The organism is Asticcacaulis machinosus, assembly GCF_028550435.1.
In the GTDB taxonomy this organism is placed as follows: domain Bacteria; phylum Pseudomonadota; class Alphaproteobacteria; order Caulobacterales; family Caulobacteraceae; genus Asticcacaulis; species Asticcacaulis machinosus.
In genome coordinates this window covers 83096-109068 of the sequence record NZ_JAQQKV010000001.1, presented here as the reverse complement: position 1 = coordinate 109068, position 25973 = coordinate 83096, and the positions used below count along the sequence as shown (strand labels likewise).

The following is a 25973-nucleotide window of genomic DNA, read 5'->3' as shown; positions in this document are numbered from 1 at the left end:
TGACGCGGCCCTGCACCTAAGCAGAGCCGCGCCCTATTTCACCTTAACAGGATTAAGCAGAGAGCTTTTCCTGAATATAGTTCACCGCATCACCGACTGTGAGGATGTGCTCAGCGGAATCGTCGGGAATTTCGATGTCGAACTCTTCTTCGAAAGCCATGACCAGCTCGACGATGTCGAGGCTGTCGGCTTCCAGATCGTCGATAAAGCTCGCCTTATCCGTGACCTTGTCCGGATCGGCATCCAGATGGTCGATTACGATCTTACGAACACGTTCAAGAACTTCAGACATTTTAGGCCCTCTAGAGGTTTAAAAACTTGGCCGCGAGGGCCGCTTTTAGAAACTGATTAAGATTCTAGGCGTTGCTTGTAGCCATACATGGGGTAAGGATTCAAGCAAATTTAACTGCGCTGCGTACCACACTCTGTTGCTATGCAAAAGCCTTTGATGAAATGAGCGGGCACACAAGGCTTAAATCATCGCCATACCACCATTGACGTGCAGGGTTTGGCCGGTGACATAACCGGCTTCCTCGCTTGCCAGATAAACGCAGGCTGCGGCGATATCGCTGCCCTCACCCAGCTTTCCGGCAGGGATTTTGGTCAGAATGGCGTCGCGCTGCGCGTCATTGAGAACATCCGTCATCGGAGACGCGATAAAGCCTGGGGCGACAGTATTGACGGTAATGTTGCGTGACGCCACTTCCTGAGCCAGGGCCTTGGAAAAGCCGATCATGCCAGCCTTTGAGGCGGCGTAATTGGCCTGCCCCGGATTACCGGTCACGCCCACCACAGACGCAATACCGATGATACGGCCAAAACGGCGCTTCATCATACCCTTCATGGCCGCACGCGACAGGCGGAAATAGGCTTCAAGATTGACCTTGATGACCGTTTCCCAGTCTTCGTCCTTCATGCGCATCAGAAGGCCATCACGCGTCAAGCCGGCATTGGAGATCAAAATATCAACCGGCGAACCAGCCGCCGCTTCGGCCTTAGCCATCAAACCGTCGACTTCGGCAGAATCAGACAGGTTGCACGATGCCACAAAGGCGCGCTCACCCAGTTCAGACGCCAGTTCCTGCAACACCGCCTCGCGGGTACCGGACAGCACGACAGTAGCACCTTGACTATGCAAAGCGCGGGCAATTGAGGCCCCAAGGCCGCCCGTAGCGCCAGTGACCAGCGCCGTCTTGTTTGAAAGATCGAACATAGTATCCCTCACAAATCTTAGAGCGAAGCCGCAAAGGCTTCAAAATCAGCCGCACTATTGAGCGCTACTGCCGCGGCGTCCGGCGCAATCCGCTTGATCATACCGGTCAGAACCTTACCCGACCCCAGTTCGGCAAACTGGGTCACACTGCCCTCATTAGCCAGCCACTGCACGGATTCGCGCCAGCGGACGCGGCCTGTAACCTGCTCGACCAGCAGCGGCGCGATCTGGCTGACATCGCTCACCGGACGGGCGGTGACATTGGCAACTAATGTCGATTTTGGCTGCACAATCGCGACCTTACCCAACGCCACCTGCATTTCATCGGCAGCCGGTTGCATCAACGGACAATGGAACGGTGCTGATACATTGAGCAGCATGGCCTTGGCGCCCAGTTCCTTAGCCTTTTCAATGGCCAGTTCGACCGCCGCCTTGGCACCGGAGATAACGATCTGACCAGCATTATTGTCATTGGCAACGACCACCACGCCTGCGGATGATCCAGCCTGACAGGCGGCTTCGGCCAGTTCAAGGTCAGCCTTACCGATCAGAGCGGCCATAGCGCCTACTCCCACCGGCACGGCCCGCTGCATGGCCTGACCGCGTAGCTTCAACAGACGCGCCGTATCGGTCAGGCTAAAGGCCTCTGCTGCGGCAAGGGCTGAATATTCGCCCAAAGAATGCCCTGCCACAAACGCGGCCTTTGCGATATCCACGCCAAAATCGGCCTTGAGCACGCGCACCACCGCCATAGATACGGCCATCAGGGCCGGCTGCGCATTTTCGGTTAGGGTCAGGTCGCCTTCGGGTCCTTCGCGCATGAGCAGAGAAAGCTTTTGCCCCAGCGCGTCATCGATCTCCGCGAAAACCTCACGCGCGGCCTGAAAATTATCGGCGAGATCTGATCCCATACCGACGGCCTGGCTGCCCTGACCGGGAAATACAAAGGCTAATGTCATGAACACTCTCTGCTTGACGATGACGAGTCTGTGGGTGTGCGAATAGTTGGGGATAGGCACTATGTCAAATCAGGTCAATAAATCTGCTCGAAAATGTAACTTTAGAATCGTCCGAAACGTATACAGATCGTATGACTATATTATCACTTGCAAAGGAAACACGACATGTCCCTGATCAAATCTGCAAGCCTGCTGGCCGCCTTAGCCCTCACGACCAGCGCCACCCCGGCCTTAGCGGCCCTTAAGGCGGGCGACAAAGCGCCTGATTTTAAGCTGCAAACCGCCACTGATGGCAAGGTCAGCGCGTTTTCACTCAAAGATCACCTGAAAAAAGGCCCGGTAGTTGTCTATTTCTACCCCAAGGCCTTTACCGGCACCTGCTCCCTCGAAGCGCGCACTTTTGCCGATAACATGCCAAAATTCAAAGCCATGAACGTGACCGTCCTTGGCGTCTCCACCGACACCATCCAGAAAGTCACCGAGTTTTCCACGGCTGACTGTCAGGGTAAGTTCCCGGTCGCCGCCGATACGGACGCCAAGGTTGCCAAGGCCTATGATACCAAGATGGCTGCCGTGAACATGGCGGCGCGCGTGTCCTATCTGATCACCCCCGATCATAAGGTGGCCGCCGTACACGAAGCCGGAGATGGTGTATCCCACCCTATGAAGATGCTGGAAGCCGCTCAGAAACTGAAAAAATAAGAGGTTGGCGACATAAACCCTGCCCGCCCCTTGCCAAACCGGGCCTTATGCAGTAAAGCCCGCGCTCCCTGAGAGGTGGTCATAAGCCGTATGCGGCTATGAACCGTCGCGAGGGGCGGAACCTTCCGTCCGCCCTGCGTGCCACCCCTCGCCCCTACGGAAGAGGATAGATATGGCCTATTACGAACATGTCGTCATGGCACGACAAGATATTTCGCCTCAGCAGGCGGAAGCTCTCAACGACACCCTGAAAGCTTTGATCGAAGAAGGCGGCGGTTCCGTCGCCAAGATCGAATACTGGGGTCTTCGCAACCTGACCTACCGCGTCAAGAAGAACCGCAAAGCGCACTATTCGCTGCTGGCGATCGACGCTCCGGCGCCTGCCGTCAAGGAAATGGAACGTCAGTTGTCGATCAACGAAGACGTTATCCGCTTCCTGACCATTCGCGTTGAGGAACTTGACCTCGAACTGTCGCCCGTCCTGTCCCGTCGTGACCGTCCGGAACGCCCTGAGCGTTCTGACCGTGCCCCGGCCGGCGAATTCGCAGAATAAGGGAGCTTTGACAGATGTCTGATGATACCAACCCAACTATCGGCACCCCCGTCGGCAACGCTCCGGCCCGCCGCCCGTTCTTCCGTCGCCGCAAGGTTTGCCCGTTCTCGGGTGAAGGCGCACCGAAGATTGACTACAAGGACGTTAAGCTGATGCAACGCTACATCTCTGAGCGTGGCAAGATCGTCCCTTCGCGTATCACCGCAGTGTCGCAAAAGAAGCAGCGTGAACTGGCCAAGGCCATCAAGCGCGCCCGCTTCCTAGCCCTGCTGCCATACGTTGTGAAGTAAGGAGCGCCCCACATGAAAGTAGTTCTGCTGGAACGCGTTGAAAACCTTGGCCATATCGGTGACGTTGTCGCCGTTAAGGACGGTTTTGCCCGTAACTTCCTCCTGCCCCGCCACAAGGCTCTGCGCGCCACCTCTGCCAACCTGAAGGTCTTCGAGGCCCAGAAGGAACAGATCGTTGCCCGTAACGCTGCGGCAAAGTCTGCTGCTGAAAAGCAAGGCTCTGAGCTTGACGGTTCGCAATACATCCTGATCCGTCAGGCTGGCGAAACCGGCCAGCTTTACGGTTCGGTTACCGCCCGCGACGTGGCTGAGGCCATCGCTGAGGCCGGCGGCAAGGTCGAGCGCAGCCAGATCAGCCTCGATACCCCGATCAAGACTCTGGGTATCCATGCGATCAAGGTTCGCCTGCACTCCGAAGTGTCGATCACCGTCACCGTCAATATTGCACGTTCGGCTGATGAAGCTGAGCGTCAGGCCGCTGGCGAAAACGTCATCGCGTCGCAATTCGAAGAAGACCGCCTGGCTGATGAAGCCGCTGCGGCCGACATGATCGAAGGCGGTGCCGGTCAGGCCGGTGCCGACGCCGATTACGACGCTTAAGTCTTAAGGCTTAACGTACTAAATTACCCCTGAAGCCTTGCGGTTTCAGGGGTTTTTTATTGGGCGTTTTTCCTGCACACCTTTCTTAGGGCACACCGTTACTCATTTGCCACAATTTCCTACTTTTTTAGTTTTATATTAATCTCCAAATAGACAAACCTTTCAGCAATAAAAATACAACTCACTGAAATTAAATAATTTTCAAAACAAACGCACATCACGATTAGAAATTCTAATCTGTGATCACAAAACAATTGGACATACGCGTCCCTTTAAATCGGCCTATGACCACACACCTTAAGGCCATCTTATCGTCACGTTTTTTTCACATTTGGAGCCTCCCCCCAATGCCCAAATCATCCAAATCATCCAAATCCCTTATCGTTTCCACCGCCCTTGTGCTGTCTTTAACCGCGTTTACCGCCACGGCCCAGGACGTCGCCCCGGCTGATGAAGTGGTCACCGAAGTGGTCGTCACCGGCTCGCGCGCTGCCCCGCGGTCGCGCCTAAATACCCTGGCACCCGTTGATGTCATCAAAAGCAACAGCCTGAACCGTCAGGGCTCAACCGAACTGGCGCAGGCCCTGTCTACCCTCGCCCCCGCCCTGACTTTCCCGCGCCCGTCAGCCACGGATGGCACCGACAATGTCCGCCCGGCCACCTTGCGCGGTCTGTCGCCGGATCAAACTCTGGTGCTGGTCAATGGTAAGCGCCGGCACACCTCGGCTCTGGTCAACATCAATGGCTCGGTCGGTCGTGGTTCCGCTGCCGTGGACCTGAACACCATCCCGACCTCAGCGCTGGGCACCATTGAAATTCTGCGCGACGGCGCTTCGGCTCAATACGGCTCTGACGCCATTGCCGGTGTGGTCAACCTGCGACTTCGTGAAGCCCGCGACGGCGGCAATGTCACCGCCAGCTTTGGTCAATACTATACAGAAGTCGAAACTGCCCGCCAAAGCCGCGATGCCCGCGACGGCCAAACCTATGTCGTCAGTGGCTGGAAAGGCCTGCCGCTGGGCGAAGACGGCTACCTGACCGTCTCCGGCGAACTGAAAAAGCGCCGCCCGACCAGCCGCGGCGATAATGATCCCCGCGTAACGCCCGCCTCGGTCACCTCACGTTACGGCGACCCCGCGGTCGAAGATGCGACCCTGTTTGCCAATGCGGGCCTGCCACTCGACAACGGTTTCGAGCTTTACGGCAATGCCGGTTATCAAAAGCGCGAGTCTGAGAGCGCGGCCTTCTTCCGCCCCAATAATGGCACTGGCGTTTACGCGCCGTCGGCCGCCGCTGCCAATATCGCCTCTATATATCCTAACGGCTTCCTGCCGCTGATCGGTGTCGATACCCAGGACTATTCGGCCACCGGCGGCATTCGTGGCAATTGGGGCGATTGGGCCACCGACCTCAGCCTGACCTATGGCCGCAATGAGTTGGATTATACCACCTCCAACAGCGTCAACGCGTCCTATGGCACCAACTCCAAGCGCAGCTTTAATGACGGCAGCCTGGCCTATGATCAGATCGTTCTGAACGGATCGATCGCCAAGCCGTTCGAGGTTAATGGCCTGCACGGCCCGCTCAATCTGGCGCTCGGCATCGAAGCCCGTCACGAAAGCTTTGAAATCAAGGCAGGTGAGGAACAATCCTATGCCCGCGGCCCGATCACGGCGGCTCCACTAGGCGCACAGGGCTTTGGCGGCTTCCTTCCGGCCAACGCAGTTGATGTCAATCGCGACAGCATCGGGGCCTATATCGACCTCGAAGCTGAGGTAACCGAAAAGCTAACCGTAGGTGGTGCGGCCCGCGCGGAAAAATACTCTGACTTCGGCTCGAACCTGTCCGGTAAGTTGTCAGCACGATATGCGCTTAATGACATCTTTGCAGTCCGCGGATCAGTCTCGACGGGCTTTAGGGCGCCGTCGCTGCAACAGCAGTATTTCACAGCAACCTCGACCAATTTCACCGCCGGCGTGCCGTTCGAAACCGGCACCTTCCCGGCCAGCAGTAACGTAGCTCAAGCGCTTGGGGCCTCGGACCTCAAGGCTGAGACCTCGACCAACTATGCCCTTGGCTTTGTTGCGAAAAAAGGGCCGTTTGAGTTGACCATCGATGGCTATCAGATCGAAATTCAGGATCGTATCGCGCTTACCGAAAATCTGGGCGGGCGGGCCGATATCACAGCCCTTCTGGCCCCATACAATGTCACTCAGGCGCGCTTCTTCACCAACGGCTTGGATACCACCACAACCGGTATTGATCTGGTGGCCGCCTATCGTCTGAGCACTGAAAGCTATGGTCGCTATGACTTTACTTTCAGCGCCACCAGCGCCAACACGACGATCGACAAACTGCCGACCAATGGCACGCTGACGGCACTTACGCCGCCGCCGGTGCTGCTCAATCGTATCCGCCAGCTTATCATCACCAACAGTACGCCTGAAAACCGCGCCAGCTTTGGGGTTGACTGGACCGGTGGCCCCTGGGGCATCACCGCCCGCGCCAACTATTACGGCGATGCCTATGAACCGGCGGCCACGCCTGCCGATGATATCACGACCGGCAATAAGACCATTCTAGACCTCGAAGGCCGTTACACCTTTGCGGAAAAGACCACGGTCACGTTGGGGGTCAATAACCTGCTCGATACCTATCCCACGGCGACCCCGGCACGCCTCAATTCGACAGGAACTCTGGGCTTCACCCGCTTTTCACCGTTCGGCTTTAATGGCCGCTATGTCTATGCGCGGGTCAGCCATAACTTCTAAGCGATCGTTTTGACAAACGACTAAGGCGGCGCCAGAATTCATTCTGGCGTCGTTTTTGTTTGAAGCGATTCGTAAGATAAACCACGCTTATCCCCATTAATAACAGGCTGTGGAAAGTCGCCCGGTGGATGGGGTACTTTTGACCTTAAAAGTTAACGCCACCCACAGTTAGATGCGTACCATGTCTTCAGATATTTTAGCCCTCGCTTTCCCGCCGATCGATCAGACCGCTGATACCCCCGGCGCGATATCAACCATGCCCCACAACCTTGACGCCGAACAGGCGCTGTTGGGGTGTCTGATGTTCGACAACGGGGCCTATGAGCGGTTGTATGACGGCCTGCAGGGGCGGCATTTCTATGAGCCGTTTCATGCCAAGCTATTTGGGGTCATCGAGGACAATATCCGCGTCGGGCACCTGGCTGATCCCCTTGTTTTAGTTGATAAATTCAAAAGCGATCAGGCTTTTCAGGATCTGGGCGGCATCCGCTATCTGGCCGATCTGGTTGACCGTGCGCCCCCCGCCGCCAATGCGTCGGACTATGCGCGCATCATCTATGACCTCGCCCTGCGCCGTGACCTGATCCGGCTGGGCGGTGAAATCGCTAAGGCCGCCATCGACGAACAAAACGCCCGCGACCAGATCGAAGCCGCCGAAGCGCGCCTTTATGACATGGCTGAAAAAGGCACCTCCTCGACCGGCTTTAAAACCTTTGGCGAAGCGGTCTCCGGCGCACTGGAACATGCCGAAGAAGCCTTCCACCGTGACGGCGGCCTGTCGGGGATATCCACAGGCCTGATTGATATGGATAAGAAAATCGGCGGCCTGCACAAATCCGACCTGATTATTCTGGCCGGACGTCCGTCGATGGGTAAGACCGCGCTGGCCACCAATATCGCCATGAATGTCGCCCGAAAATACCGCATGGAAATGCAGCCGGACGGAGAGCGCAAAACCGTCGATGGCGGGGTCGTGGCCTTCTATTCACTTGAAATGTCGGCGGATCAGTTGGCGACCCGTCTTCTGGCCGATGCGTCGGGCGTATCCGGCGACCGCTTGCGTAAAGGCGAAATCGACGCCTCTGAGTTTGCGCGCCTCAAAGACGCCGCGATGGATATCGCCTCCTTTCCGCTCTATATCGATGACACCGGCGGTATTTCTCTGGCCAAGCTGACGGCGCGGGCCCGCCGCCTGAAACGTACAGCCGGCCTTGACTGCCTGATCGTCGACTACCTTCAGCTTGTGACCCTGGGCGATACCGGCGGCAGTATGAACCGCGTGCAGGAAGTCTCGACCATCACCATGGGGCTGAAATCGCTGGCCAAAGAACTGCAAATCCCGGTCATCGCCCTGTCGCAGCTTTCGCGTCAGGTCGAAAGCCGCGATGATAAGCGTCCGATGTTGTCCGATCTTCGTGAATCCGGCTCGATCGAGCAAGACGCCGATATGGTGATGTTCGTGTACCGCGAAAGCTATTATCTTGGCCGGTCAGAGCCCAAGGAGGGCACGCCGGAACACCTGACCTGGCAGGAAGAAATGGACCGCACCCGCGGCACGGCCGAAGTCATTCTGGCCAAGCAGCGTCACGGCCCGATCGGTACGGTACGGCTGGCGTTCGATGAAAACGTCACCCGCTTCGGCAATCTGGCGCCGGAGCGTTACAACGACTTCAGAGAAATACAGGAATAGATTTTGTTCTTTTTTTGTTCTTTTTTTCTGGCCAATGAATGCAGATCACGCTAGGCTTGCCCGAAATCAAGTGGGGTGACTCGTGGCGAAAGATCAGGCGGTATTCATATGTCAATCATGTGGTTCAGTGCATTCCAAGTGGGCCGGGCAATGTGCGGGTTGTGGACTCTGGAATACGCTGGTTCAGGAAAGCTTTTCGACGCCGCCCGGTGGCCTAAAGCCTGAAACTTCGCCGTCGAAAATCTCAAGACTTACAAAGCTTAATTTTCAAACTCTTGAGGCCGAAGATAAGACGCCGCCCCGCATGGAAACCGGCATCGCTGAATTTGACCGCGTCTGCGGCGGCGGTATTGTGCCAGGGTCAGCCATATTGCTGGCCGGTGATCCGGGGGTCGGGAAATCAACGCTGTTGTTGCAAGTGACCGCTCAGGCGGCCAGCGGCGGGTTACGGGTCGCCTATATTTCCGGCGAAGAATCAGCCGAACAGATCAGGGGCCGCGCGTTTCGGATGGGCCTGTCAAAGGCCCCCGTCGAACTGGCAGCGGAAACCTCGCTTCGTACGATACTGGATGCCCTTAAGCGCGAAAAATTCGATCTGGTCATCATCGACTCGATCCAGACCCTGTGGAGCGACGCGATCGATGCCGCTCAGGGGTCGGTGTCGCAGGTACGCGCCTGTGCCGGTGAGTTAGTGCGACTGGCGAAAAAGCAGAACATCGCCATGATCTTAGTGGGACACGTTACCAAAGAAGGTCAGGTCGCAGGCCCCCGTGTGGTTGAGCACATGGTCGATGCAGTGTTGTCGTTTGAGGGTGAACGCGGCTATCCGTTCCGCATCTTGCGCGGTTCCAAAAACCGCTTTGGCGCCACTGATGAGATCGGCGTGTTTGAAATGGGCGACATCGGCCTGCGCGAAGTTCCAAACCCATCGGCGTTGTTCCTGACATCGGGTGAGCGCACGGCGGGCTCAGCGGTCTTTGCCGGGATTGAAGGCACGCGTCCGGTGCTGGTCGAATTTCAGGCACTGGTGGCGCCATCGGCCTACGGAACCCCGCGACGGGCGGTTGTCGGCTGGGATTCCGGCAGGCTGGCCATGCTGCTGGCGGTACTCGAATCCCGCTGCGGCGTCGGTTTTGGCCAAAAAGACGTTTATCTCAATGTCGCCGGCGGCCTGAAAATCAATGAACCGGCCGCCGATCTGGCCGCCGCTATGGCGCTAATGTCGTCCCTGCTGGATGTTGCGTTACCCAAGGACTGCGTTGTTTTTGGTGAAATCAGCCTGTCCGGTGACATCCGGTCCGTGTCGCGCATGGATTCGCGCCTGAAAGAAGCGCTGAAACTGGGCTTTGCCTCGGCCATCGCTCCCAAAGCCGCCGCCGATAATGCCCCGTTCGAGGTCAAATCTTACGACTATCTGCTGGAAGCCATCAAAGGGCTGGAGACCACAGACTAAGACGCTGATTGACCTCTGGCGCACAAGTTAAGGTTAATGTATGGTGCCGCCACAAATACACATCCGGCCATTTCTGCGGGGGCCCTCTTAGCTGAGGGAAAATGACCATGACCTTGTATGACCTGATCTTTCTGGGCGTTTTGCTGTTTTCAGTCATTGTCGGTCTGATGCGGGGGGGGACACGCGAACTGGTCACTCTGGTGTCGTTTCTGGCCTCATTCCTGATTGCGATCTGGATCATGCCCTGGTTGAAGGACGTGTTTAACCTTAAGAACATGACGGCCTTCATCGCCTTTGGCATCATCTTCGTCATCATTTATCTCAGCATCCGCATGTTCGGGAATAATCTGTCAGAAAAGATGCACAAGCAGAAAGCGCTCGATTATGTCGACCGCGCCTTGGGCTTTGGGTTTGGAATCCTCCGTGCACTGGTGTTTTTGGGCGTATTCCATTTGCTTTTTGCTGCCATCTTCCCTATTGGGAGCCGTGCAGAATGGTTCACCGAGGCCAAGGTCTACCCCTTGGGCGTCAAGGCCGCTAAAACACTGCAAGCCGTGGCCCCAAAGCTGGCGGTCTTTGCAGATCAGGTGGCACCATCTGTGGAAGATTCGACGAGTTGACGCCTCTTTAAGTTCAGGGCGCGCCAACTATATATGGGCAAGGTTTAACGACTAAACCCATCGTAAATCATAAGGCCTTATAGTGATGTCTGGCCTTTTCGCGTAACCTTAATGCAGAGCCCCCATATGCGCCCGACCGGTCCCAAACACACTTATCATGAAATTGATAATTGGGTGGAACGCGATCCTGACGATGACACGCCGCGCCTTGAGTGCGGCGTTTTTGGTATCTATGGCATGGAAGATGCCAGCGCGGTGACCGTGCTGGGGCTACACGCTCTGCAACATCGCGGTCAGGAAGCCTGCGGGATCGCCTCCTGCGACGGTAAACGGTTTTATACTGAACGCTCCCACGGTCTGGTTGGCGATGTGTTCACCGGCCCGGATTTGACTCAGCGCCTTCAGGGCAACGCCGCTATCGGCCACACCCGTTACTCGACAGCGGGCGGCGCCTTTATCCGTAACGTCCAGCCGATGTTTGCTGATCTTGATACCGGCGGCATCGCCATTGCCCACAACGGCAATCTGACCAATTTCATGCACCTGCGCACCAAACTGGTGGCGGGCGGCTCGATTTTCCAGTCTACCTCTGATTCCGAAGTTATTCTGCATCTGATTGCGCGCTCACGCGGCATCAAGATTATGGATCGCTTCATCGAGACCATGAGCCATATCGAAGGCGGATTTGCCCTTGTGGCCCTGACGCGAACCATGATGATCGGCGCGCGTGATCCGCTTGGCATTCGCCCGCTGGTCATCGGTCGCCTGGGCAATGCCTATGTGCTGGCGTCAGAAACCTGTGCGCTGGATATGATCGGGGCCACTTTCGTGCGCGACGTCGAACATGGCGAAGTCGTGCAAATCGATCAGGACGGCCTGAAATCCTTTAAACCGTTTGAACGCAAAGCCGCCCGCCCCTGCCTGTTTGAATATGTCTATTTTGCCCGTCCTGATTCAGTCGTGAACGGCAAATCGATCTACGAAGTGCGTAAGGCCATGGGCCGGCAACTGGCGATCGAACATGCCGCCGATGCCGACATTATCGTGCCTGTGCCGGACTCCGGCGTGCCAGCGGCCCTTGGTTTTTCCGAGCAGTCAGGCCTGCCGTTTGAGCTGGGCATTATCCGCAACCACTATGTCGGCCGCACCTTCATCCAACCCACCCAGAACATCCGCGATCTGGGCGTACGTAAAAAGCACTCCCCCAACCGGGTTGTGCTGGAAGGCAAGCGCGTCATCCTGATCGATGACTCCATCGTGCGCGGCACCACTTCGGTGAAGATCGTACGCATGGTGCGTGCCGCCGGTGCCAAGGAAGTGCACCTGCGTTCAGCCTCCCCGCCGATCATGTGGCCTGATTACTACGGTATCGACATGCCGGACCGTGACAAACTGATGGCCGCGACCCATACTATGGAAGAGATGCGCAAAAAGCTTGAGTGCGACAGTTTGGGCTTCCTGTCGGTCGATGGCCTCTATAAGGCGATGGGACACAATGGCCGTAACCCCGACACCCCGCAATATACCGACCACTATTTCACCGGCGATTATCCGACCCGCCTCACGGACAAAGAAGACGCCGTGAATGAAAAAGAAGGCAACGGTCAGTTGTCGCTTCTGGTCAACGTTTAAGGGGTTTTGATATGGATACGACGATCACCGGCCCTCAGCAGGGCCGTGTGGCCTTTGTCACGGGCGCTTCACGCGGTATTGGCCGTGCCAGTGCTCTGGGGCTGGCCAAGGCGGGGGCACATGTCATCGCCTGCGCCCGCAGTCAGGGCGCACTCGAAGAACTGGACGACGAAATTTTCAAGGCCACCGGTCAACATGCCACGCTTATTCCGTTTGACCTGATTGATGGCGCCGCCCTAACCCGACTATCCAACGCTCTGGCGCAACGCTTCGCCAAGGTTGATGTCTTCGTCCATGCGGCGGCAACCTTGGGTACACTCAGCCCCGTTTCGCACTACGAACCCAAGGACTTCAGCCGCCTGATCGCGCTTAATCTGGGGGCCACTCATCGGTTGATCGGCGCGCTTGAGCCGATGATGCGTCTGTCTGACGGCGCCCGCGCGATCTTTTTCACGTCAGGCGTTGCCGCCAAACCGCGCGCTTTTTGGGGGCCTTATGCGGCCTCGAAAGCCGCCCTTGAGGCGCTGGTACGCACCTGGGCCGATGAGACGGAGATTACCTCCATTCGTCCGGCCATTGTCAATCCCGGTGCCATGCGCACCCGTATGCGCGCCGAAGCTTTTCCCGGCGAAGACCCAGCGACATTGCCCGCACCGGAAGAGATCGTCCCGCTAATCCTTGAGCTGGCCGATCCCAATAAGGTGCCAACACTGGAAACGATCAATTTCCGTGAATGGGCGGAAATAAAGCACTAAACCCATATAGGGTCAGCGCTTTCCCCGTCCGGCCGGTTTGGTTGAGCGCCCCCCCGGTCCCGCCGCACCCGGCTTGGTGCTGGGGCCCGCAGCCTTGGCCTTAAAGGTTTTCAGCTTCGCCGCTTCGGTACGCGGCTTAGCCTTCACTTTTGGGGCCACGACGGTACCCTTTGGCTTTTGCTTGACACGGTTAGGGTGCGCGGGCTTTTCACCCGGCTTTTTCACCTTGGCCTTGGCGCGCGTTCGTGCCGGGCCGCTGGTGCCGGCAGTACCACTATTCTCATCGTATGGATTGACGCTGGAATTGGCCTTAACCGTCAGACGGATCGGCACACCCGGCATGTCAAAAGATTCGCGCAAGCTATTGATAAGATAACGCTGATAATGGGCCGGCATGGCATAGGCGCGCGACGCGAACAAAACAAAGGTCGGCGGACGTCCCTTGGTCTGCGCCATATATTTCGGGCGGATGCGCTTGCCATCAACGGCGGGCGGCGGGTGACGCTGGATAGCCAAGGCCAGCCAGTCATTTAGGTCACGCGTCTTCACCTTGGCCGACCAGTTGCGATAGGTCTTAAGAATGGTCGGCATCAACCGCTCAATCCCGCGTCCCGTTGCCCCCGACAGGGCTACAATCTGCGTGCCTTTAAGCTGCGGCAGGATGCGGTCGGACTCGTCCATGATCTCTTTGAGCTTGGCCTGCGGCTCCTCGACCGTATCCCATTTGGAGATGACGTAAATCAGGGCGCGGCCTTCGCGTTCCACAAGGTCTGCAATCTGCAAATCCTGAGTTTCAAAGGCGTTGGCGTGATCCATGACCAGCACCACGACCTCGGCAAAGGTAATGGCGCGGATGGTGTCAGCGGTCGAAAGTTTTTCCAGCTTTTCCTGCACGCGGGCCTTGCGGCGCAGCCCCGCCGTATCAACCAGACGGATCTGGCGGCCTTCATATTCCCAATCTACCGAAATCGAATCGCGGGTAATCCCGGCTTCCGGCCCGGTCAGCAGACGGTCTTCGCCCAGCATTTTATTGATCAGGGTCGATTTACCGGCATTAGGACGGCCAATAATGGCGATGCGAATCGGCTTTTTGTCGTCGTCCTCTTCGTCGTCATCGCCCTCGACATGATCGCCTTCGATAAGCTGGCGGTATTTCTCAATCGATTCATAAAGGTCGGACATGCCCTCGCCGTGCTCAGCCGACAGATGAAGCGGCTCGCCAAAACCCAGCGAATAGGCTTCTTCGGCCAGAGCCTGCGCACCATGCCCTTCGGCCTTGTTGGCGATCAACAACACCGGCACATCGCGGTGGCGCAACAGGTCCGCGAAAATCTTATCCAGCGGCAAAACCCCGTCGCGGGCATCGACCATAAACAGGGCGACATCGGCTTCGTCCAGCGCCTTTTCGGTCTGCTGGCGCATACGCGACTCTAAGGATTCATCGTCGGCATATTCAAAGCCTGCCGTATCGATCAGCATCAGGTCGATATCGCCGATGCGGCCGGTAGCATAGCGGCGGTCGCGAGTAACCCCTGGCTGATCGTCAACGATCGCCAGTTTTTTGCCCGCCAAACGGTTAAACAGGGTGGATTTGCCGACGTTCGGACGCCCGACAATAGCAATTTTAAGTGTCATGGCCCGTCTTTACAGACAGACGGGCCTAAATGCCAGTATTTACTGTATCGCTACAAGCTTGGCGTCATTGGTCACGACAAACAGCTTATCACCGACCGGCACAGGCGCGATAAAGGCCGCCCCATCGATCTTAAGCTCTTCGGTTTTTTTGCCGGTCTTGGGGTCAAACGCCACAGCCTTGCCATCGGAATTGACCAGTATCAGACGTCCCGACGCCAGAATGGGCCCCGTCCAGACGGTGCGGATACCGATCTTCTTTTCCTTGCCCAGACCAAAGAAGCTTTTCTTGGTCTTTGCCTCACCTTCGTTAAGGTCGGCCAGCCAGTACACTTGGCCCGAATCGCGGTTGACGGCCATCAATTCACCCTGAACGGTGGCGAGATAAACCACATCCCCCGCCGGCAATGGCGTATTGATGCTATCCGCCGCAACGGTCCAGCGCGGCTGGCCGGTTTTAAGATCCATAGCGGCGAAAACGCCCGAATGGGAGGCAGCAAACACTTCATTGCGATAAACGACCGGATGGCCGGAAATATCACGAATCTCAGATAAGGCGTTTGTGCGGCTGGTGCGTGCCAAAACCTGCTGCCAGACGGGGCTGCCGGTATTGGTGTCGAGCGCTATCAATTCACCCGACGAAAACGGCGCATAGAGCACATTGCCGCCGACGACCGGCGATGATGATTTCAGAATACGCGCAGGCTCGACAATCGCCTGATAGGTCCACATCGGATCGCCAGTGGCAGTATCAAACGCCATCAACTGATTATCGACATCGGTGACAAACACGTATTTAGCATTATAGACCGGCGCCGCATGGGCCGGTGACTCAAGGGTTTTTTCCCATTCTTTGGCACCCGTTTGCGCATTCAGCGCCACCACCAGCCGATAGCCTGAGGTCACAAACAGCTTGTCCCCGCTTAAGGCCAGACCACCGCCAAAGGCATCCTTGTCACGCTTGATATCCGGGTTCAGATCTTGCGCCCATACACGTTCGCCCGAATTGACGTCAAAGGCGCTGACGTGGGCCTGACCGTCCATGACATAGATCAGCTTACCGTCAGACACCGGCGGGGCCAGAACCTGCGACAGGCCCTTGGATTTTTCGCCAATCGATTTCGTCCAGGCGACTTTAAAATCCTTGGCGGCATCTACGTGATCGATTTCCGCCCCTTCTGGCCCACCGGCGCGTGGCCAAGACGCCACGGTTTTGGCTTCGGGGATGTAGAAATCTATGCCGGCCAGACTTTCCGAAGGGGCGATTTTCTGATCGAAAGCGACAATCGAAATCCGCTCTCCCTGTGTCGCCACCGACTCCGGCGCGTCCTCCTTAGCCAGCGGATTAAGGCGGTTGAGGGTCGAACACGCCGCCAGACCCGACATAGCCAAGGCCAAAGCCATCACGCTTGCGGTCTTCGTATAAGCCGCCATCTTCGTATAAGCCTTAGTGTGCATCATTGTTTCCGTGTGGATAGGGTCTGGAGTTCGATATTATAGTGTTAAAGCGATTAGCGCGGTGCAGGCGCCTGCCCTTGAGCGGCGGCCTGAGCCTGCATCTGCGCTTGCATTTGTGCCTGCTGCATGGCCTGAAGCTTCATCATCTGCTCACGCAGTTGCTCATCAGACGGTTGCGGCATGGCAACAATTTTGCGCGCCAGATCAGCCGCCCCCGAATCAATCGCCTGAACCGCCTGTTGAGCCCGTTCTTTGACACCATCAGGTGTGCCCAAGGTTATGGCCAGAGTTTCAAGGTCGCTGCGCGCCCCTTTCAGATCGCCGTTCTGAAGCTTGGCCATAGCCAGCGCTTCCTTGGCCAGCGCCTGATAAGGACGCCCGTCCTTGGTCAGCGGCACCAGACGCTTTTCCATGTCAGCAAAGGCCGTTTTCTGATCAAGTGCGATGTAGGCGGCCTTTAAGGATGCCAGATCTTTCAACAGCGGATCACCGGTAGCGGCCGCCGCCTGATCCAGTTTGGCCAGAGCCTCCGCCGGTTTGTCATCGCTCAGGGATATAGCCGCCAACTGGGTCAGAGCCATGTTCTCATAGGCGTCCGAACCCTTCTTCACCACCGCCTCAAAGCTTTGCGAAGCCTTGGCCTTATCACCTGATTGCAGCGCCTCAAGGCCTGCGGCATAGCCTTCGGAGGCTTCAGCGGCATTCTTGGACTGCGTATGGGTAAAGCCCCAGACACCAAGCGCAATCACCAAGGCCAACGCCAGTCCGCCGCCCACCCAGGGCGCGCTCTTTTTAGCGATTTGGGTCCATTTTTCCGTACGAAGCCCCTCTTCGGCTTCTTCAAAAATATCGCTCACGAACAGTCCTCTGTTGTATTACTGCGGGTGTGTTTAACCCTGTTTTGCGCGCGAACCTAGCGGCAAGCACACGGTTGCGCAACGAATTTAGCGCTTAAGCCCCCGCCCCCATCGGTTTGGGCCATTTATTTGGTAAAATATGTCTCTTGTGGGGCGGGAAAGCTGCGATCGCGGACATCTTTGGCATAATCGGCAGCCGCCTGAGCGATAGCCGTGCGCACATCGGCATAACGGCGTACAAACTTGGGCGACCAGTCGAACAACCCCAGCATATCATCCGTCACCAGCACCTGACCGTCGCAACCAGCTGATGCGCCGATACCAATGGTCGGCGCCTTAACCAGCCCCGTAATCTCACGCGCCAGATCTTCGGCCACCCCTTCGACGACAATGGCAAAAGCACCAGCGGCATCGGTATCGAGCGCTTCCTGAATGACCTTTTTACGCTCAGCCTCAGTCCGCCCTTTGGCTTTGAAACCGCCATCGACATTAACCGCCTGCGGCCGCAAACCGACATGGCCCATGACCGGAATGCCGCGCTGCACCAGATAGGCGACGGTTTCGTGCACAGTCGGGCCGCTTTCTATCTTCACGGCCTGCGCTCCGGTTTCTTTCAGGAGGCGTGCCGCATTATGAAAGGCCTCTTCCGTCCCGGCCTCATAAGAGCCAAACGGCATGTCCACGACCACAAAGGCCTTATCCGAACCGCGCATGACCGCCTGAGCATGCAGGATCATCATCTCCATCGTCACGCCAATCGTCGATGGCAGACCGTGCACCACCATGCCGACACTGTCGCCCACCAACAGGACATCGCAGTGCTCATCCAGAATTTCCGCCACTGGCGCTGTGTAGGCCGTCAGGCACACCAGCGGCACCTGCCCTTTGCGGGCGTAGATCTCAGGGGCGGTCAAACGCTTGACCTTGGAGTGAATGCTCAAAGCCGCTACCTTAAGGTTACCATCATAATATTTCTTCGCTGCCATTGATCAGGTACAGCGCAAGGATGGTGGAACATAAAGCAAAACTGACCCAAAAAAAGAGGGGCGTTTGCATCCACTGTATATAACCACCTATGGATTGCAGAAAATCAGCAAATCCGCTGGCGATCAGGTCTGCAAACTCCACACCCGCCTCAAGCGTCGCATCTGTACCCCGCGTCGCCGCACGCACGGAGCCCCCCAGTTCGCTGTTCAGGGCCCAACCCGGTATGCGAATAAACTGAATGAGCGCATATAGCCCGCCCACAAACCCTGAGACGACAATCAGGCCCTGACGGAAGGCCGCTTTAAGCCGGATCCCCATCACGACGCGCTGCTGAAACGCCGCCTCATCGTCATAGGCAGGGGTAATATCGAAAAGCGATTTAAGATCTTCGTCTTTCATGGTCGTTTATCCATTATCGGCATCCATTACTGACAAACTTACTGACGGGGCGGGCGACGCTTTTACGGACAGAATGGCCCTGAGTTGATCAAGCCCCCGCCGGATATGACTCTTGACCGTCCCCAGCGGAAGTCCCGTCTCATCGGCGATTTCCTGATGGCTGAACCCTGCGCTGAAATTCAGCGTCACGCACACCCGCACCAAAGGTTTAAGTTGCGTCAGAGCGGCATCCAGATTGGGGATCGCAGGCGCCTCAATCCTTATGTCCGCCGTTTCAAACAGGCTTTGGTCATCAGTAAACAGGTATTTTTGCGTGGCCTTCAGCCGCTTCAGGTAGCGGCGCGAGGCGATCGTTTTAAGCCAGGCAATGAGCGTGCCTTCATGGCGGAACTCATTCAGTCGCTCATAGGCAATAATAAACGCATCCTGAGCCATATCATCCGCATCTGCACCTTGTGCCCCCATACGCCGCAAATGCGTGCGCAGAGCGGCCCCGTGACGGCGGACAAGCTCGCCGAAGGCCGCTTGCGACCCGGCAACGGCCAGACCGATAAGGTCTATGTCCGACTGGTCGCGCAATTGGGTTGGGGTGGGTGCGAGCGACATGATCCGTCTTTGTTCAGGCTTTACGGTTCAGGCCGATAAGGCCCAGCACAAACAGCGCCACGCCGATAAAGCCCGGAATAGCGGCCACACCGGCCAGATTGCCGCCGATATAGCCTTCCTTCACAAAGCTGAACACCGCCATGCCAACGCCAACCGCCATCAGGATAAGCCCGGAGCGAACATCGTCCATTGGCGATTTTACCTTTCGGATATCTGCTTTTTGCAGACTATCCAGATATTCCTTCGGAAGAGGCTGGCCTTTTTCGATCGCCAGCCGGATGGTTTTTTGCACTTCAACACGGCTTTTGGCGCGGAAGTACATAACAAGGCCCACAATGGCGATGGGCATCAGTAAGGCTATGATGGGCACAAGTAGCCCCATATCAAATCCCATAATCAACTCTCCTTAAGATCCAAAAACTGAGCGGTTCCTGCAACCGGCCCTTTGATGATTAGAGGCCGTGGGTGCGCCATTTGGATGCAGTCAGACACATTAAATAAAATTCATCTGAGCCATCTTGATTTAGACTTAATTTAGATATATCTAAACATTGTCTTAAATTAAGAAAGATATAGATATGAACAAATTTACACATATGCGCCACGGCGGCACTCACCCCCTGCGTCAGCGCGACGATATATTCGGAGGCTTCGGCCGTGGCCGTCAGGGTCGGCGCGGCGTGAAAGACAGCGCAGCAGATGGCCGTGACGGTGGCCGGCGGGGCGGTCGCATGTTCGGTCACGGCGGCCTGCGGCTGGTGCTTTTGACCTACATCAGCGAAAAACCCAGCCACGGTTACGAACTGATCAAGGCTATCGAAGATAAACTCGACGGCGCCTATAGCCCAAGCCCCGGCGTAGTCTATCCGATCCTGACCTGGATCGAAGAACTGGGCTATGCCACGGTGACGGCGACCGAAGATGGCCGCAAGCGCTACAGTATAACCGAAGCCGGTCAGGCGTTTCTGGCCGAAAACGCCGAAGCTGTGGCTGAATCCATGTCCCGCCTTGAACGCGGTCAGGCCAAATCAGCCGGCCGCCCGCCTCAGATCGTGCGCGCCATTGAGAACTTCAAAACAGCCCTGAGCTTACGGCTTGAGCGTCAGCCCCTCACCTCCTCTGAGGTTGACGCCATCGCCGACATTCTGGATGACGCCGCCAAAAAGCTGGAGCGCACATAAAGCATTGTCCCATCAGTGATGATGGATCAGAAAGAGCGTCCTTAAATAATATGGTCTTCATCTGAAATCACCAGATGAAGACCATCTTGCGCTACTCCTGATTGACGGTCGCCGTACCGGAAATATTGCTCGTCAGACTTTTGGGCAGGGTTTTGACATCAACTGAACTCATGCCCGACGCCGTGACCATTGCCTTACCCGTAGGCGCTATGCGCGCCGATGTGGTGCCGCTCAAGGTGACGTCGGCATCCTGAGTGCGCAACCCCTCCAGATCAGCATTGCCGGTGCCGGACATATCGAGTTTAAGCGCCTGGGTGCGGCCCACCGCATCAACATCGCCGGTGCCGGACACCGTCAACTCAAGTGAAGGCCGGTCGTACGCCTTGATATCCAGATCACTGATCCCCGATACAGTAAACCGCTCGACCTCCGGCGCAGAGATCACGATTTTAAGATCATCGTCCGACGTCTGAACGTTAAAGCCGTCGTGCCCCCATTTGAAATTGACCACGTTTTGCGCGTCCGCACCATCCATCAGATAAAGCCGGTCGCCGTCAATCCGCACCCGATCGGTCAAGGACTTCGGGCCGGTGACACTGACCGACACCGTAGGCGATTGGCTATAGATTACCTCTGCCGGAATATCGATGCTGAGAGCTTTACTCCCGCCCCATTCCAGCGTGCGCGTCACGGATGGCTCGGCCTCCGCAGTCGTGCGTTTCAAAAAGCGGATATTGTCGCCATGCTCAACCAGGCTCCAGTTCCAGCCGCCCGCAGCCATATCCTTTGATGCCAGCGCCGCCGCCCCCGACAAACACGCGACCGACAGTACAAAACCTGCGCCCGCCACGATAAAGAGTTTGCGTATCATGGTTTAGTCTCCCTTAAGCGTTGCGCGCGTCAAGCGCAGGTTTCAGCAGGCGGTAGTGCAGACGCCCGTACCAGACCAGCGCATTCACAAACCAGATGGTGAAGATCGCCACCAGCGCGGCCACAGCGACCGATCCCGCCATCAGGCCAAGACCGCCCAGCAAAGCAGCCCACGGCTGGCCCGGCAACGGCATCCACGGCCCGGCGGCAAACAGGGCCCCGCCGCCGAAAAACGCGCCAATGGCCCCAATGAATGTCCCGGCCAATCCCCCGGCAATGCCCATGACAATCGGCAGCAGGATGAGGATATCAATCGCGCCCAGCCCCAGAAGCGCAAACAACGCGCCCATAGCCGACGACGGCGTTTTGGTGTCTTCCCAGCGCTTCATGCCGGCCTCGGTGCGTAGTTCGCGGGCCAGACGCTCCGGATCACCCAGAGCCTGAGCCACCTCGGCTTCGGAGCGGCCCGCGGCGGTGCCATCGGCAAAGTGGGTCTCGTAATCAGCCACGATGTCGGCAATGGCCGAGGCCGGAAGGCCCGACAGGCCGATTTTCAGTTTATCTATAAATTCAGTCCGGGTCATGGATTATACCTCTGTGACGGGTTGCGGGTCGGCAGGAACAGGCTCAAGCAGGGCGTCAACGGCGCGGGCAAACCCGCGCCATTCGTCGCTTTGTGCCTTGAGCGCCTGATGACCCGCCGGGGTCAGACGGTAATATTTGCGCGACGGGCCGGATGACGATTCGACCAGATAGGTTTCCACCAGACCGTCTGTCTGCATCCGCCGCATCAGGGGGTAGATCGTCCCCTCGCCCATGCCGATCGCGCCTGACAACAGGCTGGCGATCTCATAGGCATAGTTTTCGCGGCGCGCGAGCACGGCCAGGACACACAGGCCCAGCACGCCCTTTTTAAGTTGTATATCAATAGGTTCAGGCATTTTCCCATCCTTCCGCCGAAGCGTTCAGGTGGCGATGATCAACCTCACCGCCTGATTACCTACTTATAGCAAGCTACCATTTATTGCAAGATACCTATCGATACATAACGCATTTGTAATGTTCACCTCAAAACGAAAAAGCCCGCCGGTTTGGCGGGCTTGTCAGATCATTTGAAAAGGCTCTCATATATTTCCGGTTTGAACCCGGCGACCAACTTCTCACCGGTATCCAGTACGGGCCGGCGGATCATCGACGGTTGAGCCTGCATCAGCCGTAACGCCTTGGCCTCATCCACATCAGCGCGGTCTTCGTCCGGCAGTTTCCGAAACGTCTGACCAGATCTGTTGATCAGCGTTTCCCATCCAATGCGTGCCGCCCAGTCTTCGAGAATATCCTGCGTGATGCCTGAAGCCTTATAGTCATGAAACGTATAGCCTATCCCCTTCGCGTCCAGCCACCGCCGGGCCTTGACCATCGTGTCGCAGTTTTTAATGCCATAAAGGGTAATGCTCATCGTTTGGGCTCCGCCACGTGTTTGGTATGGCCTTAACCCCATTCGGGATTCGGGTCTGCTTCATCAAAAAATTATCCCCAGACGCCAGCATTCTTCTGGCATTTTAGCGCTACCATGATAGCAATGGTCTTACCAATAAGCGCCTTTGGCCAATAAGTGCCTTTGGGCCATATAAATTTCGGGAGACGTCTATGACCGCTTCAACGACCCGGCGGAGTTTTACGCTCAGTGCCGCCGCCGCTGCCCTTATGACCGCGCCCGCGACCGCGCAGACGATTTCAAAAGACCGCCCGCTTTACAAAGACCCCAAAGCCAGCATCCCCGCCCGTGTTGACGACCTGCTTAAGCGCATGACGCTGGAGGAAAAGGTCGCCCAAATGGTCTGCATCTGGAAAGACAAGGCTAAAATCCAGACCGAAGCTGGTGATTTTGTGACAGACATGGCGAAATCCAATTTTCCGCACGGCTTTGGCATGATCGCCCGCCCGCAAAACCGCACCGGTATGCCAATGGGTCAGGCCGGTGATGTCAGCTTTTCGCCCAATCGTAATGCGACGGAAACCGCCACCTATATCAATGCCGTTCAGAAATGGGCAATAGAACAAACCCGGCTCGGCATCCCCGTCAGCATGCACGAAGAAAGTCTGCATGGCTATGTGGCTAAGGATGCGACCTCGTTCCCGCAGTCGATCGGTCTGGCCTCATCCTTTGATCCAGACATGGTGACTGAAATTTTCAGTATCTGTGCTCGCGAAATGCGCGCCCGTGGAGCCAATGTGGCGCTGGCGCCTGTGGTCGATATCGCTCGCGACCCGCGCTGGGGCCGGATTGAGGAAACCTACGGCGAAGACCCGCACGTCTGCGGTGTTATGGGTAAGGCCGCAGTGATCGGCTTTCAGGGCGATACCCTGCCCCTGGCTAAGGATAAGGTGTTTGCCACGCTGAAGCACATGACGGGCCACGGTCAGCCGCAGAACGGTATCAATGTCGGCCCGGCTGATCTGGGTGAGCGCAGCCTGCGCGAAGACTTTTTCCCGCCGTTTGAAAAGATCGTTCGCGAGACCAAAATCGCCGCTGTCATGCCCTCCTACAACGAAATTGACGGCGTGCCGTCGCACGGCAATCGCTGGCTGCTGAAAACCGTCCTGCGCGATGAATGGGGCTTTAAAGGCGTAACCGTCAGTGATTATTTCGCCATCAATGAAATGATCACTCGCCACCGCCTAACCGATGATCTGGACGTGGCCGCCGCCCGCGCGCTGGATGCCACGGTTGATATCGAAACGCCCGATCCGCAGGCCTATCCGCGGCTGGTGGGCCTTGTCCAATCCGGCAAAATCCTGGAAAGTGCGCTCGATGAACCCGTCCGGCGCATCCTCGAAATGAAGTTCAATTCCGGCCTGTTCGATACCCCTTATGTCGATGTCAAAAAGGCCGAGAAACTGACCGCCGCTCCTGATGCGGTCGCTCTGGCGCGCAAGGCCGCCGGTCGCAGCGTGGTGCTGCTCGAAAACCGGGGTTTGCTGCCGCTTGATCCGAAAAAAGTGGGTAAGGTTCTGGTGCTGGGCACCCATGCCCGCGACACCCCGCTTGGGGGCTATTCCAACAAGCCGCGCCATGTAGTCTCAGTGCTTGAGGGCCTGCAGGCCGAAGGCAAACGCCAAGGGTTTGACGTCGCCTACAGTGAGGGCGTGCGCATCACGGAATCCGCCAACCGCAGCGCCGACCTGATCGAATTCACTCGGCCCGAAGTCAATGCCCGCCTGATCGCGGAAGCGGTAGAGGCGGCTAAATCGGCCGATACCATCATCATGGTGCTGGGGGATAACGAGATGACCGCCCGCGAAGGCTTTTCAGAAGCCCATCTGGGTGACCGGCAGTCTCTGGATCTATTTGGACAGCAGAACGATCTGGCGCAGGCCATTTTCGCGCTCAAAAAACCAACCGTCGTGTGGCTGCTCAACGGCCGCCCCCTGTCGGTCAACCTTCTGACCGAAAAGGCTGATGCTCTGGTCGAAGGCTGGTATATGGGTCAGGAAACCGGCCATGCCGTAACCGACGTCCTGTTTGGCCGTGTCAATCCAGGCGGTAAGCTGCCGGTGACGATTGCCCGCAATGTCGGCCAGTTGCCAGTGTTTTATAATCACAAACCTACCGCCCGACGTGGCTATATCGACGGCGAGACCAAGCCGCTTTATCCGTTTGGCTATGGCCTGAGCTACACGACTTTTGAGATGTCGGCACCGCGTCTGGCCAAATTGACGATTGGGGTCAGCGACAGTGTGGGTGTCGAAATTGATGTGACCAATACCGGCAGCCGCGCCGGTGATGAGGTGGTGCAGCTTTATATCCGCGATGACCTGTCGTCGGTCACCCGCCCGGTTATGGAGTTGAAAGGTTTTAAGCGCCTCGCCTTAAAGCCGGGCGAAAAAGCCACCGTCCGCTTTGAGATCACCCCCGCCGATCTTCAGTTCTATAATCTGGAGATGAAACGCGTGGTCGAACCCGGCACCTTCACGATTTCATCAGGCCAAAGCAGCACAAGCCTTAAATCGACAGTCCTGACGGTAGCCTGAGCCAAAGTGCCGCGCTCACATCACGGTGACACGGCATAATGCTCAAGCCCCTGATATCGATCATCCAGAGGTGGTCTCCACGGCAAGCGGCTAAACAGCGGTGTCATCCCTGTCGCTTCATAGGCGGCGCGCGAAGTTATAAACTCGACCTCGCCGTCACCATAACACACCAGATCACGGCTCCCCTCACCGGCCTTAGCCCGGTAAAGGCCATACATTTGCGTCATGTCCCGTCTCCCGATTGCCCATCAGGACGCCAAAGTTCCCGGTAAGGTTTTATCTCCAAAAAGGCGAAAAATCCATTCACCCTCAGTAAACTTAACGAGAGATACCCTTAAAATCGCCTCAAAGGTTAATTTACCGATTGTTCCCTTATGCGATCAGACTGACACTCTATGGTCTCAAAATCATATAAGGAGGAGGACATGACCGAACTACCGGACGCGACCAATCGCATGTTGGATCAGTATCTCGATGTCGTCTTGCACGCTTTTTCGACGGGCAAGCGTCTGCACAGCGATACACGCGAAAAGATTTTATATGTCATCAGGGCCGCGGCTCAGAGCGATCCGCAATTGGCGACCTATCTCAGTCAGGAAATCGACGCCTACAACCGCGGCAGCTATGAGCGGCGTCATGCAGCAGATCGCAGCCTGCAAAGCCTGCGCGAAACCCTGACCAATACTACTGACCGCCGTGAACCCACGCATTGA

General features: G+C 56.9%; 28 protein-coding genes. 13 read left to right on the top strand and 15 right to left on the bottom strand.

The features are described 5' to 3' along the window. Nucleotides 1-52: 52 nt before the first annotated feature. The 3 genes from PQU98_RS00525 to fabD form a co-directional block, all read right to left on the bottom strand. Nucleotides 53-292 carry an acyl carrier protein gene (locus PQU98_RS00525; protein WP_189487680.1) on the bottom strand — a complete coding sequence of 80 codons (240 nt, stop codon included), beginning with the start codon at nt 290-292 and terminating at the stop codon, nt 53-55. Between the two features lie 180 nt (nt 293-472). Beyond that, nucleotides 473-1213 carry a 3-oxoacyl-[acyl-carrier-protein] reductase gene (gene fabG, locus PQU98_RS00520; RefSeq protein WP_272742933.1) on the bottom strand — a complete coding sequence of 247 codons (741 nt, stop codon included), beginning with the start codon at nt 1211-1213 and terminating at the stop codon, nt 473-475. 17 nt (nt 1214-1230) lie between these two features. Beyond that, nucleotides 1231-2172: an ACP S-malonyltransferase gene (gene fabD, locus PQU98_RS00515; protein ID WP_272742932.1), complete on the bottom strand. Its 942-nt coding sequence runs from the start codon at nt 2170-2172 to the stop codon at nt 1231-1233. A 165-nt stretch (nt 2173-2337) separates the two neighbouring features. Between fabD and PQU98_RS00510 the strand changes: the two genes are divergently transcribed. From PQU98_RS00510 to PQU98_RS00465, 10 genes are all read left to right on the top strand, one after another. Then, a complete protein-coding gene (locus tag PQU98_RS00510; RefSeq protein WP_272742931.1) occupies nt 2338-2874 on the top strand; it encodes a peroxiredoxin in 537 nt (178 codons plus the stop codon). A 172-nt stretch (nt 2875-3046) separates the two neighbouring features. Continuing rightward, complete coding sequence (rpsF, locus tag PQU98_RS00505) at nt 3047-3427, top strand: 30S ribosomal protein S6 (protein WP_272742930.1); 381 nt, start codon at nt 3047-3049, stop codon at nt 3425-3427. A gap of 14 nt (nt 3428-3441) precedes the next feature. Further along, nucleotides 3442-3717 carry a 30S ribosomal protein S18 gene (rpsR, locus tag PQU98_RS00500; RefSeq protein WP_272742929.1) on the top strand — a complete coding sequence of 92 codons (276 nt, stop codon included), beginning with the start codon at nt 3442-3444 and terminating at the stop codon, nt 3715-3717. 12 nt (nt 3718-3729) lie between these two features. Further along, on the top strand, nt 3730-4317 hold the full coding sequence (rplI, locus tag PQU98_RS00495) for a 50S ribosomal protein L9 (protein ID WP_272742928.1): 588 nt from the start codon (nt 3730-3732) through the stop codon (nt 4315-4317). A 347-nt stretch (nt 4318-4664) separates the two neighbouring features. Further along, on the top strand, nt 4665-7088 hold the full coding sequence (locus PQU98_RS00490) for a TonB-dependent receptor plug domain-containing protein (protein WP_272742927.1): 2424 nt from the start codon (nt 4665-4667) through the stop codon (nt 7086-7088). Between the two features lie 181 nt (nt 7089-7269). Beyond that, a complete protein-coding gene (locus PQU98_RS00485; RefSeq protein ID WP_272742926.1) occupies nt 7270-8778 on the top strand; it encodes a replicative DNA helicase in 1509 nt (502 codons plus the stop codon). 82 nt (nt 8779-8860) lie between these two features. Beyond that, entirely contained in the window at nt 8861-10231 is a 1371-nt protein-coding gene (radA, locus tag PQU98_RS00480) for a DNA repair protein RadA (RefSeq protein WP_272742925.1), read from the top strand. A 107-nt stretch (nt 10232-10338) separates the two neighbouring features. Then, nucleotides 10339-10851 carry a CvpA family protein gene (locus tag PQU98_RS00475; protein WP_272742924.1) on the top strand — a complete coding sequence of 171 codons (513 nt, stop codon included), beginning with the start codon at nt 10339-10341 and terminating at the stop codon, nt 10849-10851. Between the two features lie 126 nt (nt 10852-10977). Continuing rightward, nucleotides 10978-12483 carry an amidophosphoribosyltransferase gene (purF, locus tag PQU98_RS00470; RefSeq protein ID WP_272742923.1) on the top strand — a complete coding sequence of 502 codons (1506 nt, stop codon included), beginning with the start codon at nt 10978-10980 and terminating at the stop codon, nt 12481-12483. A gap of 11 nt (nt 12484-12494) precedes the next feature. Then, complete coding sequence (locus PQU98_RS00465; protein WP_272742922.1) at nt 12495-13238, top strand: SDR family NAD(P)-dependent oxidoreductase; 744 nt, start codon at nt 12495-12497, stop codon at nt 13236-13238. Nucleotides 13239-13250: 12 nt separating this feature from the next. On the opposite strand, the gene der is transcribed toward PQU98_RS00465, so the two are convergent. The 7 genes from der to PQU98_RS00430 all read right to left on the bottom strand — a co-directional run bounded on the left by der (nt 13251) and on the right by PQU98_RS00430 (nt 19571). Next, nucleotides 13251-14873 carry a ribosome biogenesis GTPase Der gene (der, locus tag PQU98_RS00460; protein WP_272742921.1) on the bottom strand — a complete coding sequence of 541 codons (1623 nt, stop codon included), beginning with the start codon at nt 14871-14873 and terminating at the stop codon, nt 13251-13253. 39 nt (nt 14874-14912) lie between these two features. Then, entirely contained in the window at nt 14913-16304 is a 1392-nt protein-coding gene (locus PQU98_RS00455) for a PQQ-like beta-propeller repeat protein (RefSeq protein ID WP_272742920.1), read from the bottom strand. Nucleotides 16305-16381: 77 nt separating this feature from the next. Beyond that, nucleotides 16382-17185, bottom strand: coding sequence for a tetratricopeptide repeat protein (locus PQU98_RS00450; RefSeq protein WP_272742919.1), 804 nt, complete (start codon nt 17183-17185; stop codon nt 16382-16384). Nucleotides 17186-17310: 125 nt separating this feature from the next. Next, nucleotides 17311-18171: a 3-methyl-2-oxobutanoate hydroxymethyltransferase gene (gene panB / locus PQU98_RS00445; protein ID WP_438263844.1), complete on the bottom strand. Its 861-nt coding sequence runs from the start codon at nt 18169-18171 to the stop codon at nt 17311-17313. Continuing rightward, nucleotides 18149-18571: a hypothetical protein gene (locus PQU98_RS00440; RefSeq protein WP_272742917.1), complete on the bottom strand. Its 423-nt coding sequence runs from the start codon at nt 18569-18571 to the stop codon at nt 18149-18151. Before PQU98_RS00440 ends, panB begins: the two co-directional genes overlap by 23 nt. Before the next feature lie 6 nt (nt 18572-18577). Next, nucleotides 18578-19177, bottom strand: coding sequence for an RNA polymerase sigma factor (locus PQU98_RS00435; protein ID WP_272742916.1), 600 nt, complete (start codon nt 19175-19177; stop codon nt 18578-18580). Nucleotides 19178-19190: 13 nt separating this feature from the next. Further along, on the bottom strand, nt 19191-19571 hold the full coding sequence (locus PQU98_RS00430; RefSeq protein ID WP_272742915.1) for a DUF6249 domain-containing protein: 381 nt from the start codon (nt 19569-19571) through the stop codon (nt 19191-19193). A gap of 184 nt (nt 19572-19755) precedes the next feature. Here PQU98_RS00430 and PQU98_RS00425 point away from each other — a divergent pair, with 184 nt between their 5' ends. Beyond that, on the top strand, nt 19756-20358 hold the full coding sequence (locus PQU98_RS00425; RefSeq protein ID WP_272742914.1) for a PadR family transcriptional regulator: 603 nt from the start codon (nt 19756-19758) through the stop codon (nt 20356-20358). Nucleotides 20359-20449: 91 nt separating this feature from the next. On the opposite strand, the gene PQU98_RS00420 is transcribed toward PQU98_RS00425, so the two are convergent. The 4 genes from PQU98_RS00420 to PQU98_RS00405 all read right to left on the bottom strand — a co-directional run bounded on the left by PQU98_RS00420 (nt 20450) and on the right by PQU98_RS00405 (nt 22684). Further along, entirely contained in the window at nt 20450-21229 is a 780-nt protein-coding gene (locus PQU98_RS00420; RefSeq protein WP_272742913.1) for a GIN domain-containing protein, read from the bottom strand. Between the two features lie 13 nt (nt 21230-21242). After that, entirely contained in the window at nt 21243-21812 is a 570-nt protein-coding gene (locus tag PQU98_RS00415) for a DUF1700 domain-containing protein (RefSeq protein WP_272742912.1), read from the bottom strand. Nucleotides 21813-21815: 3 nt separating this feature from the next. Further along, complete coding sequence (locus PQU98_RS00410) at nt 21816-22169, bottom strand: PadR family transcriptional regulator (RefSeq protein WP_272742911.1); 354 nt, start codon at nt 22167-22169, stop codon at nt 21816-21818. 167 nt (nt 22170-22336) lie between these two features. After that, nucleotides 22337-22684, bottom strand: coding sequence for an ArsC family reductase (locus PQU98_RS00405; RefSeq protein WP_272742910.1), 348 nt, complete (start codon nt 22682-22684; stop codon nt 22337-22339). A gap of 191 nt (nt 22685-22875) precedes the next feature. Between PQU98_RS00405 and PQU98_RS00400 the strand changes: the two genes are divergently transcribed. After that, the gene (locus PQU98_RS00400; protein WP_272742909.1) at nt 22876-25260 is read left to right on the top strand and encodes a glycoside hydrolase family 3 N-terminal domain-containing protein; all 2385 of its coding nucleotides are present in this window, start codon (nt 22876-22878) and stop codon (nt 25258-25260) included. Nucleotides 25261-25280: 20 nt separating this feature from the next. Here the strand turns inward: PQU98_RS00400 and PQU98_RS00395 are convergent, their stop codons facing one another. Continuing rightward, nucleotides 25281-25487: a hypothetical protein gene (locus PQU98_RS00395; RefSeq protein WP_272742908.1), complete on the bottom strand. Its 207-nt coding sequence runs from the start codon at nt 25485-25487 to the stop codon at nt 25281-25283. A gap of 198 nt (nt 25488-25685) precedes the next feature. Between PQU98_RS00395 and PQU98_RS00390 the strand changes: the two genes are divergently transcribed. Continuing rightward, nucleotides 25686-25973, top strand: coding sequence for a hypothetical protein (locus tag PQU98_RS00390; protein ID WP_272742907.1), 288 nt, complete (start codon nt 25686-25688; stop codon nt 25971-25973).